Genomic DNA, 15,100 nt, shown 5'->3' on the forward strand with positions numbered 1-15,100 from the left:
ATATGCCAATAATAATTAATAAAGAAATTATAAAAGAAAAACAGATAACCAATGATAATGAAAATATCATGCTTGATTTAATAATAGAAAATGCAGAATTAAAACAAAAAATATCAGATATGGAAATGATAGTAGCAGATATACTAGGAGGTAATTCATAATGAGAATGTATTATGTAAGGTTTCTTAAAAGAATGTTGAATATTAGAGGAAAAGAATATATAGACACTTTATTAAATTTAGAAGTTATTACACAAGAAGAGTATAATAATATTTTTGAATAAATTAATATAAAATATCACATTTATCTGGAATGAGGATTTAATCTTTGTTCCTTTTTTATTTAAGAAATATGATTTTAATATCAAAAGAAGAATTAAAAAATGCAAATATTAAATTCAATTATTATATACATTGGAGAGAAAAACAATGATTGTTGAACAATAATTAAAGAAAGGAAAAATTACATGAATGGATCAATTACACAGGATGAGTTACATCCTGTATTAAGTAATAAAATAAATGATATAAAACAAACCTCAGATACTTGTATAGAACAAATCAGCATTGTGTCGGGGAATTTTGATTCGCATAAAGCAGATATGGCTACACAAGATAAAGCAGGGCATATTAAATTAAGTCAACTTCCAGTCCCATACTTCCACCCAACAACCGCAGGTTACAAACATATTCCTAGTGGTGGAAAACTTGGGGAAGTTTTAAGTTGGAGTAGTGACGGTACTGCTCAATGGGAGGACATTAAGGAAGTTAAGGAGTTAATCTACGATAATGTGACAACTATCCCTTTTGTTACAGGTTATAAAAAAGGAAGCCCCATTATAAATACAAGCCCCAATGACATTGGGGTAACCCTCGATAAAACCCCAAGCGCTGGGGACTACGAAGCAACTATTGTTACTCAAAATCCGATTGATTTAACAAATTTTAATTTTGTACAATTTGAGGTTCTAAATCCTGGTGGTAGTAGTTACTACGAAGCAAGAGGATTGCTTAGACTTACCAAAGATTCTCTTGGTTATGTAGCTGTCAAGTCTGTTTCATTCTCGGATGGTAAAATCATCACATTACCAATATCTGATTTAACGGGCTCATATTATATTAGTTTCGGTGCGACTAGCACAACCTATATTATAACAGCCTTTACAGTTAAATACTTATCATTAGTTAAGGAATTGAGGTGATTCATATGTATCTTATTTACCGTAGAGATATAGGCGAAGTTGTCGAAGTGCAAAAAGAAAAACCTGTAGAACTCAAGGATGGAGTATCCTATATAAAAATACATACTTTCACTTCAATAAACCTTAAAGAGTATGATATAACAGTTAGGGAAGATGAAACTGTTCTTAGTGTATTAAAACCAATAGGGGAGCGTAAAGCAATCCAACTAGAGGAAGAAAATCAACAACAAGGGGCAGAGCTTTCAGAACGTGAAATACAGGAAACTATCCAAGGTATGCAAATAAGTGAGTTAGAAATTCAACTGTTAGAATTACAATTAGGAGGTATATAATATGACTGATTTTGAGAAGTGGGATGATAGATATAAAAAACATTGGTGTACTAAGGAACAATTACAAAGGTTAGTACTATTAACTGTATTAACAGCAGAACAGTACAAGGGCATTACTGGCGAAGATTACAAAGGGTAATGAACATAAGATTATTTATGCGTAACATAGTAGTGATTTGTTCAGGAGGAAAATAAAAAAATAAATATAAACCATCGATATAAAATGCTAATTTCATGTTCACAAAAAGGAAATGTAAGAAGTGTAGAATATGCAAAATTAATTACAGATTTAGTTAATAAAGAAAATATTTTATTGAAATTAAATATTAGATTAGTCCAAGGCAGCTAATAAGGTCTGTTTTCTTTATTTACTATAGAATAATTATATAAATATAAAAAGATAAAGGGATTATTAAATATTTCAGAAATTGAAAAATAATTATAAATAACTGAATCTAAAAAGTAATTTCAATTTATATAATACTGACAAAAATTAACTAGTTTATTAAAATCTTTTCTACATAACATAATAATTTTTTTATGGTATTGTATAGATCTTATTGTCGGATGTGATTTTTCTTGCAAATATAAATTAATATTTTGAAAAGCTGCAAAACAAATTGAATAATAAGGAAGGAGGACAAAATGAGAGCATGATAAATGACATAAAGATGTCTATAACTGATAAACTAAATGAACTGTATTCAACGTATAAGGTTTACGATGAATACGTACCGTCAGAGGTTAATGCACCTTATTTTATAATCTCTGTTACAAATCAAGAATATAAAAAAAGAATAAACCAAAAATACAAAAGCCATTTATCTTTTGATGTGGCTTTTTTTAGTTCTGAATCAAAAGAAAAAATAAAAACAGATTGTTTAAATATGCAGATAAATCTGTTTAGAGCTTTTGATTTAGTTGGAGGCTACAGAATATTAAATAAGCAGGCTAAGATTACAGATGATGTATTGCATTTTACTTTTGATATCAAATATTCAGAAATGGTACAGGAGACTGGTACAAAAATGCAGTCTCAAATTACAAATAAAAATTTATAGGAGGTTAAATCATGGCTGGAACATGGACAACACAAAATAAAGTATTACCCGGTGCATATGTCAATTTTTTGACTAATACACCACTTTCTATTACTCCCGGAGATAGCGGGATCGTTATACTATTACAAGAAATGAGCGTAGGAAATGCAGGTGATATGTACGCTGTTTCTGCATCAGATAAAAGTGAATATCCTGATGGAGTGAAAGATACAGAGAAATTACTTGCAAATGAAGCTTTAAAAGGAGCGAAGACAGTTATAGTTTATAACTTAGGAACATCACATACAGATACAGTATTAAACACAGCTTTGGAAACTTTAAAAACTGTTGAGTTTAATACATTATGTTATCCTTATGAAACAGAAGCTAATCAACAGGTTATATCTACTTGGGTAAAATCTATGCGTAATGATGATGGAGTTAAAATACAGGCTGTTTTAAGCAATTATGCAGCAGATTCAGAGGCGGTTATTAATGTGGTACAAGGTATTAAATTATCTGATGAAACAACATTGACTGCGGCCCAAACTACAGCTTGGGTTGCTGGCATTACTGCTGGTGCAAACATCAATCAATCAAACACAGGAAAAACATATTTAGGTGCTATAGATGTAGTACCAAGAATGACTAAAACTGAAATGGAAGCAGCCATTACAGAAGGGAAGTTTGTGTTAAAAGTAGATTCTTCTCAAAATGTAAGTGCTGTGTATGATATTAATTCGCTTACAACTTATACTACAGAAAAAAGTAATTTATTCCGCAAAAATAAGTTTATACGGACTATTGATGGCATAAACAATGACATAGTAGAGATTTTTGAAAGTAACTATGTTGGAAAGATTAATAATGATGATGACGGCAGAGCGTTGCTCAGAGCTTATTTAATTGATTATTTCAATACAGTACAAGACTTATCAGCAATAAGAAAGTTTAGTGCTAATGATATAACAGTATCTGCCGGATCTGATTCTGATGCCGTTGTAATTAGCTGTAACATACAGCCTGTTGACAGTGCGGAAAAGATTTATATTACTGTTAATTTAGCATAAGAAAGAAGGGGTAAAACATGGCATATACAAAACTAGCTGATACTTTATCCTCACATGAGGGAAAGGCTTTTATTACTATTAATGGGCAAAATAGAGAAATTTTTGAGTTATCATCTATTACTGCACAAATAGAGCATACAGTTGCATCTAAGAGGATGCTGGGAACTAGAATGACACAGCATAAGGTTGTAGGTGCAGAAGGTACGGGAAGTATGACAATGTATTTTGCAAACAGTCAATTGCTGGAGCAAGCATTAACATACCTTAAAAACGGAACTTATCCACCTATAACAATTCAAACTTACAATGAAGATTTACAGTCTACTGTTGGAAGACAAGAAGTTGTTCTTGGAAATGTTATTATTAATTCTGTTCCTGCAGCTTCACTTAGTGATGATTCAGACGATCCAATTACCTTTGATACTGATTTTACATTTGATACTATTGAAGGATTGAGTTCTTTTGATTTACCGGAAAATTACAGATAGTTTAAAAGGGAGATAATAAGCTCCCTTTTATGAAAGAGAGGTACATATGAGTTCATTAAATGCATTTTTAAACCCTATACAGGTAGAAAATAAAGAGGTTTATATTTCTGAGAGATTTAAGGATGACGGTAAAGTTGTTCCGTTTGTAATCAGACCTATTACGCAGGATGAGAACAGTAAATTAATAAAAGAGTATACAAAAAAAGATAAAAAGGGAATAGAAACTTTTAAACAAGCTGAATACACACAAGCTCTAACTGCTTCTGCAGTTGTATCACCGGATCTTACAAACTCTGAATTACAAAAAGCTTATGGCGTATTCGGAGAAACAAATTTATTGAAAAAAATGTTATTGGTAGGTGAATATGCAAATTTATCTATTGAAGTGCAGAAATTAAGCGGACTTGATAATGATATAAACGATGAGATCGAAGAAGTAAAAAACGAATAAAGCAGGGCGATCAAGAATTTGTTTTTGCACACTTCGCTCTGCAAAAACTTCATATTTTACCATCCATTTTAGCTGACATGAGCCAAGAAGAAAAAGCTTTTGTATATGGAAGTATTTATTCAAGGTGGGAAGAAGAAAAAGAAGAGGCAAGAAAATCAAAAGCGAAAGGGGGTAGGAGGTAATGGCGACTATATCAGATATGAAGACACTTTATAGTGGTGGAATAAGTAAATTTATTGGGGAAATTGAAGTAACGGACAAAGTATTAAAAGGAATGGACTTGGCAGATAAATATATTAATACTCAGTCTAGAGTGAAGCAAATAAATGATGGACTTCAAACACAGGCAGCATTGCAAAATAAAATTTTTGCTGCTGCAGACAGGTCAAGGGGTTCGTACTTTAATATGGCTGATTCTGTGGCTAATTTGAATACAATTGCAGGCAGCTCATTCAGTTCAAATGATGAGACTATAAAATTTGCTGAATTAATGGAAAAATCATTTAAGCTAGGTGGTTCAAGTACACAAGATCAAACTGATGGTATGTACCAATTAACGCAGACTATGGGATCAGGAAATCTACAGGGCAGCGATTTTGATTCTACTATGAAGACTGCTCCGATGCTTGAACAATCTATAGAAGCTTATACTGGAAAAAGTAAAGATGAATTAAAGCAAATGTCTGAAGAAGGGACACTGACAGCTGATATTATAAAGGGTGCTTTGTTTGCTGCTTCTAATGATATTGATAATAAATTTGCTCAAATGCCTATGACATTCGGAGATTATTGGAATTCCATAAAAGATAAAGGTATATTGGCTTTTGGCGGTGTTATGGAAAGTATTAATAAGATAATTAACACTAACGGATTTCAGAATTTTATAAATGGTCTGGTGGGAGGCTTAAATGTTGTATCAAGTGTTATACAGTTTTTAATTGGTATAATATCTAAAGTGGGAACGTTTTTTGTTAATAACTGGAGCATAATATCCCCTATAATATGGGGGATTATAGGAGCATTACTAGTATATAATGCAAAGATGGCAATGGCATGGCTGACAACAATACAAGATACTGCAGCTAAGGTAGCTCATACCGTTGCATCTTGGGCAGAAAATGCAGCTATCTTAGCTTTGATTGTAGCACAAGAAGGATTTAATGCAGCGCTTGCAGCTTGTCCTATATCGTGGATACTAATTGCAATAATAGCACTGGTAGCCATTTTTTATGCAGTGATTGCAGCGATAAATCAATTTGCAGGTACGTCTTTAAGTGCAACAGGTCTTATTTTAGGTGCATTTGCCGTTTTGGGTGCTTTCATTTTTAATACAGTTATAGGTGTAATCAATTCAGTTATTCAGCTTTTATGGACGAGTTTTGCGCAGCCTTGGATTGGAATAATAGAATGGGTTCTGAATGTATTCAATGGAGGTTTTAATAGTTTTGGTGGTGCAGTTGCAAACTTGCTTGGTAAAATTATTTCATGGTTTTTATCTCTTGGAAAAGTTGTAACAAAGATCATAGATGCTATTTTTGGTACAAATTGGACTTCCGGGCTTTCTAAACTACAAGACAAAGTTATTTCCTGGGGCAAAAATGACGATGCCATAACTCTTGATAGAGATGCACCGACTATTAATAAAAGAATTAATTATACAGATGCTTGGAATACTGCTATGACTAATGGTGAAAAGCTTGAGAATAAATTTTCCTCATTTGCTGATTCACTGACAGGAAAAAATAAAAAATCTGATTTAAGTAATTTGGGTACATATAGTGATACATTAACAGGGACCGGATTGAATGATAATTTAAATGGTTTAGGATCTGGCAGTAATCCGTTAGCAGTTAATGGAACAGGGGCAAATGGAACCGTAAATGTTGATATGTCAGAAGAGGATTTAAGTTATCTGAGAGATATAGCCGAGAGAGATTATATTAATAAATTTAGTACTGCAACACTTGCGCCAAACATACAAGTAACTTTTGGAGATGTGCACGAAACAGCAGATAGCGATAAACTATACGGAAGAATTGCAAAGATACTTCAAGAAGAAATTGCAACCGCAAGCGAGGGGGTGTATTAATGAGTAATTACTCAGTTTTTTTTGACTATAACGGTAATACTTATAAACTGCCTGTAAATCCTGAACAAATAGAAGTAAAATCCTCACTAGCTACAGAAAAATACAATGTATTAGAATTAGGACAGATTGTTGAACCTACTAATGCAGAATTAAAAGGATATAGCTTTGAATGTGAATTCCCATATAATTATATTCATTATGCACAGAACCGCAATGGGTTTAAAAACTCTGACTATTATTTAAACTTGTTTGAGAAATGGCGTAAAGAAAAAGTCCACATAAGATTTATTGTAAAAAATGGGATTGGAGAAAACATTGATACTTTGGCCCTAATTACAGAACTTAATATTACCGAAAAGGCTGGCGAAGAAGGCGATAAATATGTTTCTTTCAACTTAATAGAATATAAAGAATATGGAAAAAAGAGTAAAGTAATACAAACTAGTTCCACAACTGCGACTATTGAAAAAACAAAATCTGTCGCAGATGTAAATCCAAAAGCAAATAAAACTTATACTGTAGTTAAAGGTGACAGTCTTTGGAGAATAGCTAAAATCTATTACGGAAACGGATTGCAATATCCTAAAATTTATAATGCCAATAAAGACAAAATTAAAAATCCATCTTTGATTTATCCAGGGCAAGTATTTACTATTCCCAGTTAGGCGGTGATTACATGGAATTTTTAGTTAAAGTAAATGACCGGTTTTATGAGATTAGTGAATTGGTTACAAAGGTTACATATACCGACAAACTAAATGATGGCTGTAGTAAGCTGGAATTTTCATATATAAATGATGACTTAATAATAGAAAATGGCAGTGCTGTAAGGTTTAAGTATAACAATACTAATATTTTTAATGGTATTGTATTTAAAGTAAGCAGAGATGACAAAAGCGAAATAAATATCACTGCATATGATCAACTTAGGTATTGTAAAGCAAAAGATACTATTGTTGCTAATAAAGATACAATAGCAACTTTAGTAAACAAAATGTGTAACTATTTTAATCTTAGAAAAGGAACAGTAGAAAATACTGGATATAAGCTGGCTACAAGCGTTCAAAGTGATAAAACATGGCTAGATATTATCTACACCGCTATTAGTGATACTTTAATATCTAAAGGTAAAAAATATGTTTTAAGAGATGAATTCGGATTGATAACATTAAGGAACTTAGAAAATCTTAAAACTAACCTTATATTAGGTGACAAGAGGCTTTGCTACGGATATAGTTATGAAAAATCTATTGATGATGAATTTTATAACCAAATTAAAATTTATATAAAAGGCGATGATTCAAACAGCAGCCAAATGGTCGACGCAAAAGATGATTTTTCAATTAAAAAGTATGGACTTTTGCAGTATTTTGAAGCTGTAGATAAAGATACTAATTCAGCACAAGCAAAGTCAAAAGCTGATATGCTGTTAAAATTATATAACAGAGAATACGAGACATTAAACCTTGAATGTTTAGGTGATGCAAGTATTAGAGCTGGATCAAGTTTTTACGTATATATAAAGGATATAGACATAAGTAAAAGATTAATAGTAAAACAAGTAACACATACATTTTTACCAAACCACACAATGAAGCTGGAGGTGGTTATTTGATAAATGAGATAAAAAATATAGTACAAAACTATTTAAACAACGTAAAATTATGCAATATGATAAATGGCGTAGTGTTAAAGGAAGGAATAAAAGTAAGCGATAAACTTACTATACCAAATGAATTAGTTAAAGGCAATTTAAAAAATTTTGTTTCTGTTAATGATGAAGTAAAGCTTATAAGAAATCACGGTGGGCAGGAATTTTATATTGTAGAAGTGATAGGTCTTATGCCTGTTACCAAAGATATGAGGATAAGCATTGATCCTATTAAAGTCAGCAATGGAATGGAGCTTACAAGTTTTAAAATCAAGGGGGTATACAGAAAATGATTCCCGAAATTATAAGTATAGATCTACAAGTTACAGAAACAGAGAAAACTACAAAAACATATAAATTATCAGAAAAAAAAATACAAGGTCATACATATAAATTAGAGGCTTTAAAACAAGCTATATATAAGGTACTTAATACAGAAAAGTATGAGTATCCAATATATAGCTTTTCTTATGGAGTAGAACTTGAAAGCCTTATAGGTAAAGATAGTGATTATGTACAAGTAGAGTTAAAAAGAAGAATAGAAGAATGTTTATTGCAAGATGAAAGAATTGAATATGTTGATAATTTTAATTTCTCTATTAAGGATGATGAAATGCTTTGTACTTTTGATGTAAATAGTATCTATGGTGAAATTAAAATTACAAGGGGGGTGGCTATTTAATGTTTGAAGATCATACTTATGAAAGTATTTTAAACGATATGTTAAGCAGGGTAACAAATGATGTTGATAAAAGAGAAGGCTCAATAATATATGATGCTCTTGCCCCCTGCGCATATTATTTAGCAGAACAATACTTTAATTTAGATAATTTTTTAAACCTAGTTTCTGGTGATACTGCTGTAGGAGAATACCTTGACAGAGTTGTCGCTGATTATGGCCTTACAAGGAAAGAAGCTGCATCTGCAGTAAGAAAAATTGAAACAACAGGTGTAATAGATATAGGTACAAGATGGAGTTTAAACGATACAACTTATGAAGTAATTGAACTAATTTCGGAAGGGACTTACAGTGCAATCTGTGAGCAAGAAGGAGAAATAGGAAATACTTATTCCGGCAAACTTGAAAATATTGATAATGTAAACGGAGTTACAGCATTTCTAACAGATATTATAACTTCTGGTGCAGATGAAGAAACAGATGATAACCTAAGAGAAAGATTTTATTCAAAGGTACAAGCACCGGCAACATCAGGAAATGTTTACCATTATAAAAAATGGGCTTTAGAAGTTTCCGGCGTGGGTGATGCTAAAGTTTTTCCCCTTTGGAATGGTAATGGAACAGTAAAAATATTAGTTATAAATAACGAAATGGAAATAGAGCCAACTTTACCGGCAACAGTATATAACTATATAGAAACAGTAAGACCTATTGGAGCAACTGTAACTGTTGCAAGTCCTATAAGCCAAACTATAGATATATCTGCAAATGTAACTTTAGACGGAACTAAATTGCTTGAAGATGTACAAACAACTTTTATTTCAACCATAGGAGATTATTTGAAAGATACAATCTTTGATACTTACAGTATCAGCTATGCAAAAATCGGAAGTTTGCTTTTATCGACTGAGGGTGTGAAGGATCATGATACTTTGCTTGTTAACGGTGGTGCAGTTAGCATAACTCTTACAGATGAACAAATACCTGTAATTGGTACAATAACATTAACGGAGGTATAAAATATGGTTGATTTAATGAATTTGTTACCCCCGATATATGATAACAATACAACTATGATGGAACTGCAAGAAATATTTAGTATAGATATAACTGATATTAAAAATTCTTTTAATAAAACTATAGATGAATGTTTCATAGATACAGCGGAATTTACATTGAATAGATGGGAAAAAGAATGTGGCATAAGTGTAAATAATGAACTTGATATGGAAACACGACGGGCAAGGATTAAAAGTAAAATAAGAAACTATGGCACTATTACAATTAGCTTACTGAAAAATATAATCGAATCATTTGAAAACGCATCTGCTGAAATTATAGAGGATAATAGCAATTATATATTTACTATAAAATTTAATGATTACTATAGGATCCCCACTTCTATTGATATTACAAAAATATATGAAGCCATAGAAGAAATAAAACCTGCACATCTTGCTTTTGACCATACTTTTGCATATAACTGGTGGGGCAGGACTGCAGATTCCGGAATATGGAATGATGGCGGAACATGGGACGATTTAAGAAATTACAAGGAGGCATAAGAAATGAGATATACAGAGAATTATGGCTTTAAACAGCCTGAGCCACTTGATACAAGAAACATAGAAGACCTGAATTATAATGCTGATAAAATTGATTATACACTTAAAACTATCCAAGATAATAACACTCACCTTGAAACTACATTTGATTCATTGACTATTAACGCCGGAGAAAGCAACGCAGAGATAGTTGATGCCAGAGTAAATGCAAATAATATCACCTATGAGAAACTTGGAGATAGACTTGATGCGAGTGATGAACAAATCAGCAATCTTGAAAAAGATGTTATGTATCAAACATCAACTATACCTATGCAAGAGATTAACGATATATCAATTTGTAGTGGAATTGCAACCTTAAGCGTAGGGTGGACTTATGTGCCTTTTCCGAGATTATTTAGAGCAGCACCTGTTGTAACATGTAACGTATTGGATACAGTAGAAGCCGCTGTAACCATTAAACAAGTTACCGAGGTAGGTTTTTATGCCACTATTATTCAAACAAGTGTACCGCCTACGGTTACTATTTCATCAGGTACTGCCACAGTAGTTAAAGGTGCTACACAATTTTTAGCAGGAGTAATACACTATATTGCTTGTTTAGATGATGGAGTGAAACTATAAGGAGGTTAATATGATTACAGATTATCAAAATGAATATTTTAAATTTTATCAATTGTTTAAAGGTAATTATTATAAGGGTGTTAGTATCCTTCGTGGAATACTTAATGACCCTGTGCTTGCAAGAGAACTTGTAACAAACAAAGCAGCCATGTTTGCTATATATACAGACTGCTTAAGAAGTAATGTTGATGGAATGTGTGTAGATGCCCTTAACGCTAGTGCTTATGCTGATGAAGGGCTTATAACCTATCTCAACGCAATAATGGAAAAGAGCTTTGTAGATATACCTACGTTGGTTGCCAATGATGATATGAACACAGTGATAACAAACTTAGCAGCCATGAACGCAGTGGCAGCAAGTACAGCAGCCATGAACGCAGTGGCAGCAAGTTCAACAGCCATGAACGCGGTGGCAGCAAGCTCAACAGCCATGAACGCAGTGGTAGCAAGTACAGCAGCCATGAACGCAGTGGCAGCAAGTACAACAGCCATGAATGCAGTGATAGCAAGCTCAACAGCCATGAACGCAGTGGCTTCAAGTGCAGCAGCAATGAATTCAGTATTGAAAAGTTCTAACGCACGTACAGCAATTGCAGGATACTCTGGCCTTAATAGTTTATACAATACCATCATGGCAACAATTAGCAATACAACATATTTCTCAAAGAAATATGATTATATTGATTCTGGCAGTAAATGTGCTATTCCTAACAGTGGCACAGATAGCACTTCTACTGCAAATCAGTCTATATTTCTTTGTAAGAAAGCAGGCGCTTGGAGTGATGGTACACAGGTCACTGTTAGTGTAAAACATCTGCAAACTGGTGTTTCGTCAGGAGGAACCACAACTACAAGTGGCGGAGGTTATTCTACTGACGATATGTCAACTGGGGGTGTGCCATTGACTGTAGTCTGCATAGGTGGTGCAACTATTCAAGAATCAGGAGATGCATATATCAGTGGTATTTTTGCTTATGCAATTTAAATATAATATTGGAATAATAAACAACTCAAAACAATTACAGACTAATAGGGAGCCTTCGGGCTCCTTTGCCATTTAAGAAAGAAGGTTGAATAATGAAAAACAGTGATATGTTATTAAAAGCAGCGCATTACATAACCAGTCCATTCGGATACAGAACTAACCCTGTTACAGAGAAGCATGAGGGGCACAATGGCGTTGATTATGGTACAAGGGGTAAGAAAGTACCTTGCTATGCTGTAGCAGATGGTATTGTTAGAAAAGTAAGTACAGATAGATATGGCGGTAACTTCTGTTATGTGGAATATCCATCTTTAAACCATTATGGATTATATTATCACTTAGACAGTTTCAGCGTAAAAGCCGAACAGTCAGTTAAAGCAGGGCAACAGATTGGCATTACTGGAACTACAGGACAATCTACAGGTGTACATTTGCATTTCAGTTGGATATTAAGTAATAGTAAATCAATGCAGTATTATAATGCTACATATGAGGATTTTGAAAGCTATTCTTTCCCTAAGATACATTCCGAGAATTACAAGAAGGTACAATCTAAGTATGGCTTTAACGATAATACAATGGCATATCTTGAGCAGTATAAATATGATGAAGATCTATTCAAGGAAATGCTGGAGTCAGGCAATACACAAGATTATCAGTTAAATACTATAAATTATATTTCAGCTTATAAATATGGCAAGGAAGTATTTAAAAAACTTAACAAATAAGGGGTAAATATGAATGATATTTTACAAATTGCTGCAATTACACTTCCCAGTGTTCTATCCGGGCTAGTATTGGGTAAGTTTCAAAGGTGGCAGACAAAAGGTGAAGAAAACTCTAAGTTACAGAGAAAAGAAAATTTTTTGATTATGAAAAATATTGATGCTATTGGTTGTCTCGCAGAACAAACAGCAAAGTGTCTTAGAGGTGAAAAAATAAATGGAGAATTAACTAGTGCTTTAGAATACAGAAAAAATATGCAGCATGAATTAGAAGATCACTTTATGGAAGTTAGTGCTAATTTAAAGAATATGGGAGGTATTTAAATGAATAAAATTAATTGGAAAGTAAGATTTAACAATCCAGTATGGTGGGCACAAATAGCCTTAGCTGTTATTGGACCTATATTAGCTTATTTTGGACTTATGTGGAAGGACATTACAACTTGGGGCACACTTATTAACTTACTCTTTGATGCCGTGAAAAATCCGGTTGTATTTGTATCTATTATTGTCAGTGTATTTAATGCGTTAAATGATCCTACAACTAAAGGTCTTGGTGACAGTGAAATGGCAAAAACTTATATGAGTCCTTTTTAAAATTTTTTAAGCTTATAATTTATGTTCCAAATCTTATTTATTTAAGATAAACTAAAAATATACTATGGCAAGTCTATCATAAATATTCATTGACTATTTTACATAAAATGACATTTGTAGTATAATTAATTTAATCGATCCCACCGAGCCTATGTAGTAGTTTGCTATATGCATAACAAGGTGGGCCTTTTGTTTTTTGTGAGGAATTTTATGAATACGTTAAAACCTTTTAAAAGTATAGACGAGCAGATTGAATTATTGGAATCCAGGGGATTAATAATATAGGATAAGAACAAAGCAAGATATATATATTATGCAGAAATAATTATTATAGGTTAAGCGGGTATACACTTACATTAAGAAAAGATGATAAATTATTTTATGAAAATATAACTCTAGATGATGTAATGCAAATTTATTATTTTGATTCCGAATTGAGAAGCCTATTATTACGTGTATTAGAATATATAGAAATTTTCATTTAGAGCCTTGTCTAAATTATTCTTAATAATGGACAAAGAAACGAAAAAAGAAATTTGTAACAATCATTATAATGGCTTAGATAATTAATATAGTAACAGATCCTACAAAGCCTCTCGATGACGCGTAACAATGTAGGCCATTATGGGGCAGTTGCAAAACGCCCCCAAAAATAAAAAAGAGCAGAATTCCTGAAAAAAGGGTCTGCTCTTTTTGAGTTATATTAAATAGCAATGAAAGTAGATAATAAAAAAATGAATTTAACCTCAAGGTTAAGCATGTATTTTAAAAAAAATAATAAAAATTAAAGGGATTTTTTGCTGAATTAAAATTATTTGATAGTATGAAAATCCTTTTGTCTTTTGCCCAATATTTGAAGAATAAGGCGGTCACAAAATTAATATTTTGTAATTGCCTTATTTTAATTTTGACAAAAGATATATTTAAATAAGGAAAACTAAAATAGGAGGGATTTGTTTTGTTAAATATAAAAACAAGAGAAACAGAAACAAGTATAACAGTGACATGGGAGGCTGTATTAAATGCAACAGGATATGACATAGAGATAGATGGACAAGCAGTTGATAACGGTAATAGTTTAACTTATCAACATACAGGACTACAACCAAATACAAACCATACTTATAGAGTAAGAGCTAAAAAATCAGATGTAATTGAAGAATGGAGTGAGGCTATTACCGCATCTACTCTTTTGACAGGAACAATAATAATCACAAATAAAGAAGAATTAAAACAAATAGCAAATGATTTAACAGCAACGTATGTACTTGGAAATAATATCGACTTAGAAAACGAAAAATGGGAACCAATAGGAAGTGAGAATGTACCATTTAGCGGAGTATTTGACGGAAAAGGACATAAGATAAGCAATTTAAGTATAAATAAAGAAACACAAGACTATATAGGATTCTTTGGTAAAGTCTCTAATGGAAGTGTAAAAGATGTAGCAATTGAGAATGTAAATATAAAAGGAAGAAATAATGTAGGAGGATTAGCAGGTACTACAGAAAGAGAATGTGTGATAGAAAGGTGTGGAATAAAAGGAACGGGAAGTATTCAAGGCAAAGGAAGTGTAGGAGGATTAATAGGATATGTAAATAAT

The 15,100-nt window shown here is 32.3% G+C and carries 23 protein-coding genes; all 23 read left to right on the forward strand.

From position 1 onward, the window contains the following. Positions 1-2: 2 nt before the first annotated feature. Complete coding sequence (locus K292_RS18530) at positions 3-161, forward strand: hypothetical protein (RefSeq protein WP_156900484.1); 159 nt, start codon at positions 3-5, stop codon at positions 159-161. Then, a complete protein-coding gene (locus K292_RS19255; RefSeq protein ID WP_281168535.1) occupies positions 161-283 on the forward strand; it encodes a hypothetical protein in 123 nt (40 codons plus the stop codon). The genes K292_RS18530 and K292_RS19255 overlap by 1 nt, the downstream gene beginning before the upstream one ends. Before the next feature lie 183 nt (positions 284-466). Beyond that, a complete protein-coding gene (locus tag K292_RS0106100) occupies positions 467-1,201 on the forward strand; it encodes a hypothetical protein (protein ID WP_027399095.1) in 735 nt (244 codons plus the stop codon). A gap of 5 nt (positions 1,202-1,206) precedes the next feature. Continuing rightward, complete coding sequence (locus tag K292_RS0106105; RefSeq protein ID WP_027399096.1) at positions 1,207-1,533, forward strand: hypothetical protein; 327 nt, start codon at positions 1,207-1,209, stop codon at positions 1,531-1,533. 1 nt (position 1,534) lies between these two features. Beyond that, the gene (locus K292_RS18210) at positions 1,535-1,672 is read left to right on the forward strand and encodes an XkdX family protein (protein WP_084145911.1); all 138 of its coding nucleotides are present in this window, start codon (positions 1,535-1,537) and stop codon (positions 1,670-1,672) included. Between the two features lie 514 nt (positions 1,673-2,186). Then, positions 2,187-2,594 carry a phage tail terminator family protein gene (locus K292_RS0106120; protein WP_027399097.1) on the forward strand — a complete coding sequence of 136 codons (408 nt, stop codon included), beginning with the start codon at positions 2,187-2,189 and terminating at the stop codon, positions 2,592-2,594. 11 nt (positions 2,595-2,605) lie between these two features. After that, complete coding sequence (locus tag K292_RS0106125) at positions 2,606-3,643, forward strand: phage tail sheath subtilisin-like domain-containing protein (RefSeq protein WP_027399098.1); 1,038 nt, start codon at positions 2,606-2,608, stop codon at positions 3,641-3,643. Between the two features lie 17 nt (positions 3,644-3,660). Then, on the forward strand, positions 3,661-4,131 hold the full coding sequence (locus K292_RS0106130) for a phage tail tube protein (RefSeq protein WP_027399099.1): 471 nt from the start codon (positions 3,661-3,663) through the stop codon (positions 4,129-4,131). A 46-nt stretch (positions 4,132-4,177) separates the two neighbouring features. Continuing rightward, the gene (locus K292_RS0106135) at positions 4,178-4,582 is read left to right on the forward strand and encodes a phage tail assembly chaperone (protein WP_027399100.1); all 405 of its coding nucleotides are present in this window, start codon (positions 4,178-4,180) and stop codon (positions 4,580-4,582) included. Between the two features lie 181 nt (positions 4,583-4,763). Continuing rightward, positions 4,764-6,671, forward strand: a complete 1,908-nt coding sequence (locus K292_RS16190) for a tape measure protein (protein WP_084145913.1) — start codon at positions 4,764-4,766, stop codon at positions 6,669-6,671. After that, entirely contained in the window at positions 6,671-7,336 is a 666-nt protein-coding gene (locus tag K292_RS0106150) for a LysM peptidoglycan-binding domain-containing protein (protein WP_027399101.1), read from the forward strand. The genes K292_RS16190 and K292_RS0106150 overlap by 1 nt, the downstream gene beginning before the upstream one ends. An 11-nt stretch (positions 7,337-7,347) precedes the next feature. Next, positions 7,348-8,286 carry an XkdQ/YqbQ family protein gene (locus tag K292_RS0106155; protein ID WP_027399102.1) on the forward strand — a complete coding sequence of 313 codons (939 nt, stop codon included), beginning with the start codon at positions 7,348-7,350 and terminating at the stop codon, positions 8,284-8,286. Further along, positions 8,283-8,615 (forward strand): DNA helicase, encoded by a 333-nt coding sequence (locus K292_RS16195; protein ID WP_245570835.1) that lies wholly within the window; start codon positions 8,283-8,285, stop codon positions 8,613-8,615. Before K292_RS0106155 ends, K292_RS16195 begins: the two co-directional genes overlap by 4 nt. Further along, the gene (locus K292_RS0106165) at positions 8,612-9,004 is read left to right on the forward strand and encodes a DUF2634 domain-containing protein (RefSeq protein ID WP_027399103.1); all 393 of its coding nucleotides are present in this window, start codon (positions 8,612-8,614) and stop codon (positions 9,002-9,004) included. The genes K292_RS16195 and K292_RS0106165 overlap by 4 nt, the downstream gene beginning before the upstream one ends. Further along, a complete protein-coding gene (locus K292_RS0106170) occupies positions 9,004-10,020 on the forward strand; it encodes a baseplate J/gp47 family protein (RefSeq protein ID WP_027399104.1) in 1,017 nt (338 codons plus the stop codon). Before K292_RS0106165 ends, K292_RS0106170 begins: the two co-directional genes overlap by 1 nt. 3 nt (positions 10,021-10,023) lie before the next feature. After that, on the forward strand, positions 10,024-10,566 hold the full coding sequence (locus K292_RS0106175; protein ID WP_027399105.1) for a putative phage tail protein: 543 nt from the start codon (positions 10,024-10,026) through the stop codon (positions 10,564-10,566). 3 nt (positions 10,567-10,569) lie between these two features. Beyond that, positions 10,570-11,190, forward strand: a complete 621-nt coding sequence (locus K292_RS0106180) for a hypothetical protein (protein WP_027399106.1) — start codon at positions 10,570-10,572, stop codon at positions 11,188-11,190. A gap of 10 nt (positions 11,191-11,200) precedes the next feature. Then, entirely contained in the window at positions 11,201-12,175 is a 975-nt protein-coding gene (locus K292_RS19620) for a hypothetical protein (protein ID WP_027399107.1), read from the forward strand. A gap of 92 nt (positions 12,176-12,267) precedes the next feature. Beyond that, positions 12,268-12,903 carry a M23 family metallopeptidase gene (locus K292_RS17780; RefSeq protein WP_051280428.1) on the forward strand — a complete coding sequence of 212 codons (636 nt, stop codon included), beginning with the start codon at positions 12,268-12,270 and terminating at the stop codon, positions 12,901-12,903. 9 nt (positions 12,904-12,912) lie between these two features. Further along, positions 12,913-13,224, forward strand: coding sequence for a hypothetical protein (locus K292_RS0106195; protein WP_027399108.1), 312 nt, complete (start codon positions 12,913-12,915; stop codon positions 13,222-13,224). Next, a complete protein-coding gene (locus K292_RS0106200; protein ID WP_037372644.1) occupies positions 13,225-13,497 on the forward strand; it encodes a phage holin in 273 nt (90 codons plus the stop codon). A 308-nt stretch (positions 13,498-13,805) separates the two neighbouring features. Then, the gene (locus tag K292_RS19535; protein ID WP_408605246.1) at positions 13,806-13,982 is read left to right on the forward strand and encodes an Abi family protein; all 177 of its coding nucleotides are present in this window, start codon (positions 13,806-13,808) and stop codon (positions 13,980-13,982) included. A 473-nt stretch (positions 13,983-14,455) separates the two neighbouring features. Then, the coding region (locus K292_RS16205; protein WP_037372645.1) for a fibronectin type III domain-containing protein at positions 14,456-15,100 on the forward strand (645 nt) is incomplete at its 3' end.

Origin of the sequence: Anaerovorax odorimutans DSM 5092, assembly GCF_000426305.1 — a bacterium.
In the GTDB taxonomy this organism is placed as follows: Bacteria; Bacillota; Clostridia; order Peptostreptococcales; family Anaerovoracaceae; genus Anaerovorax; species Anaerovorax odorimutans.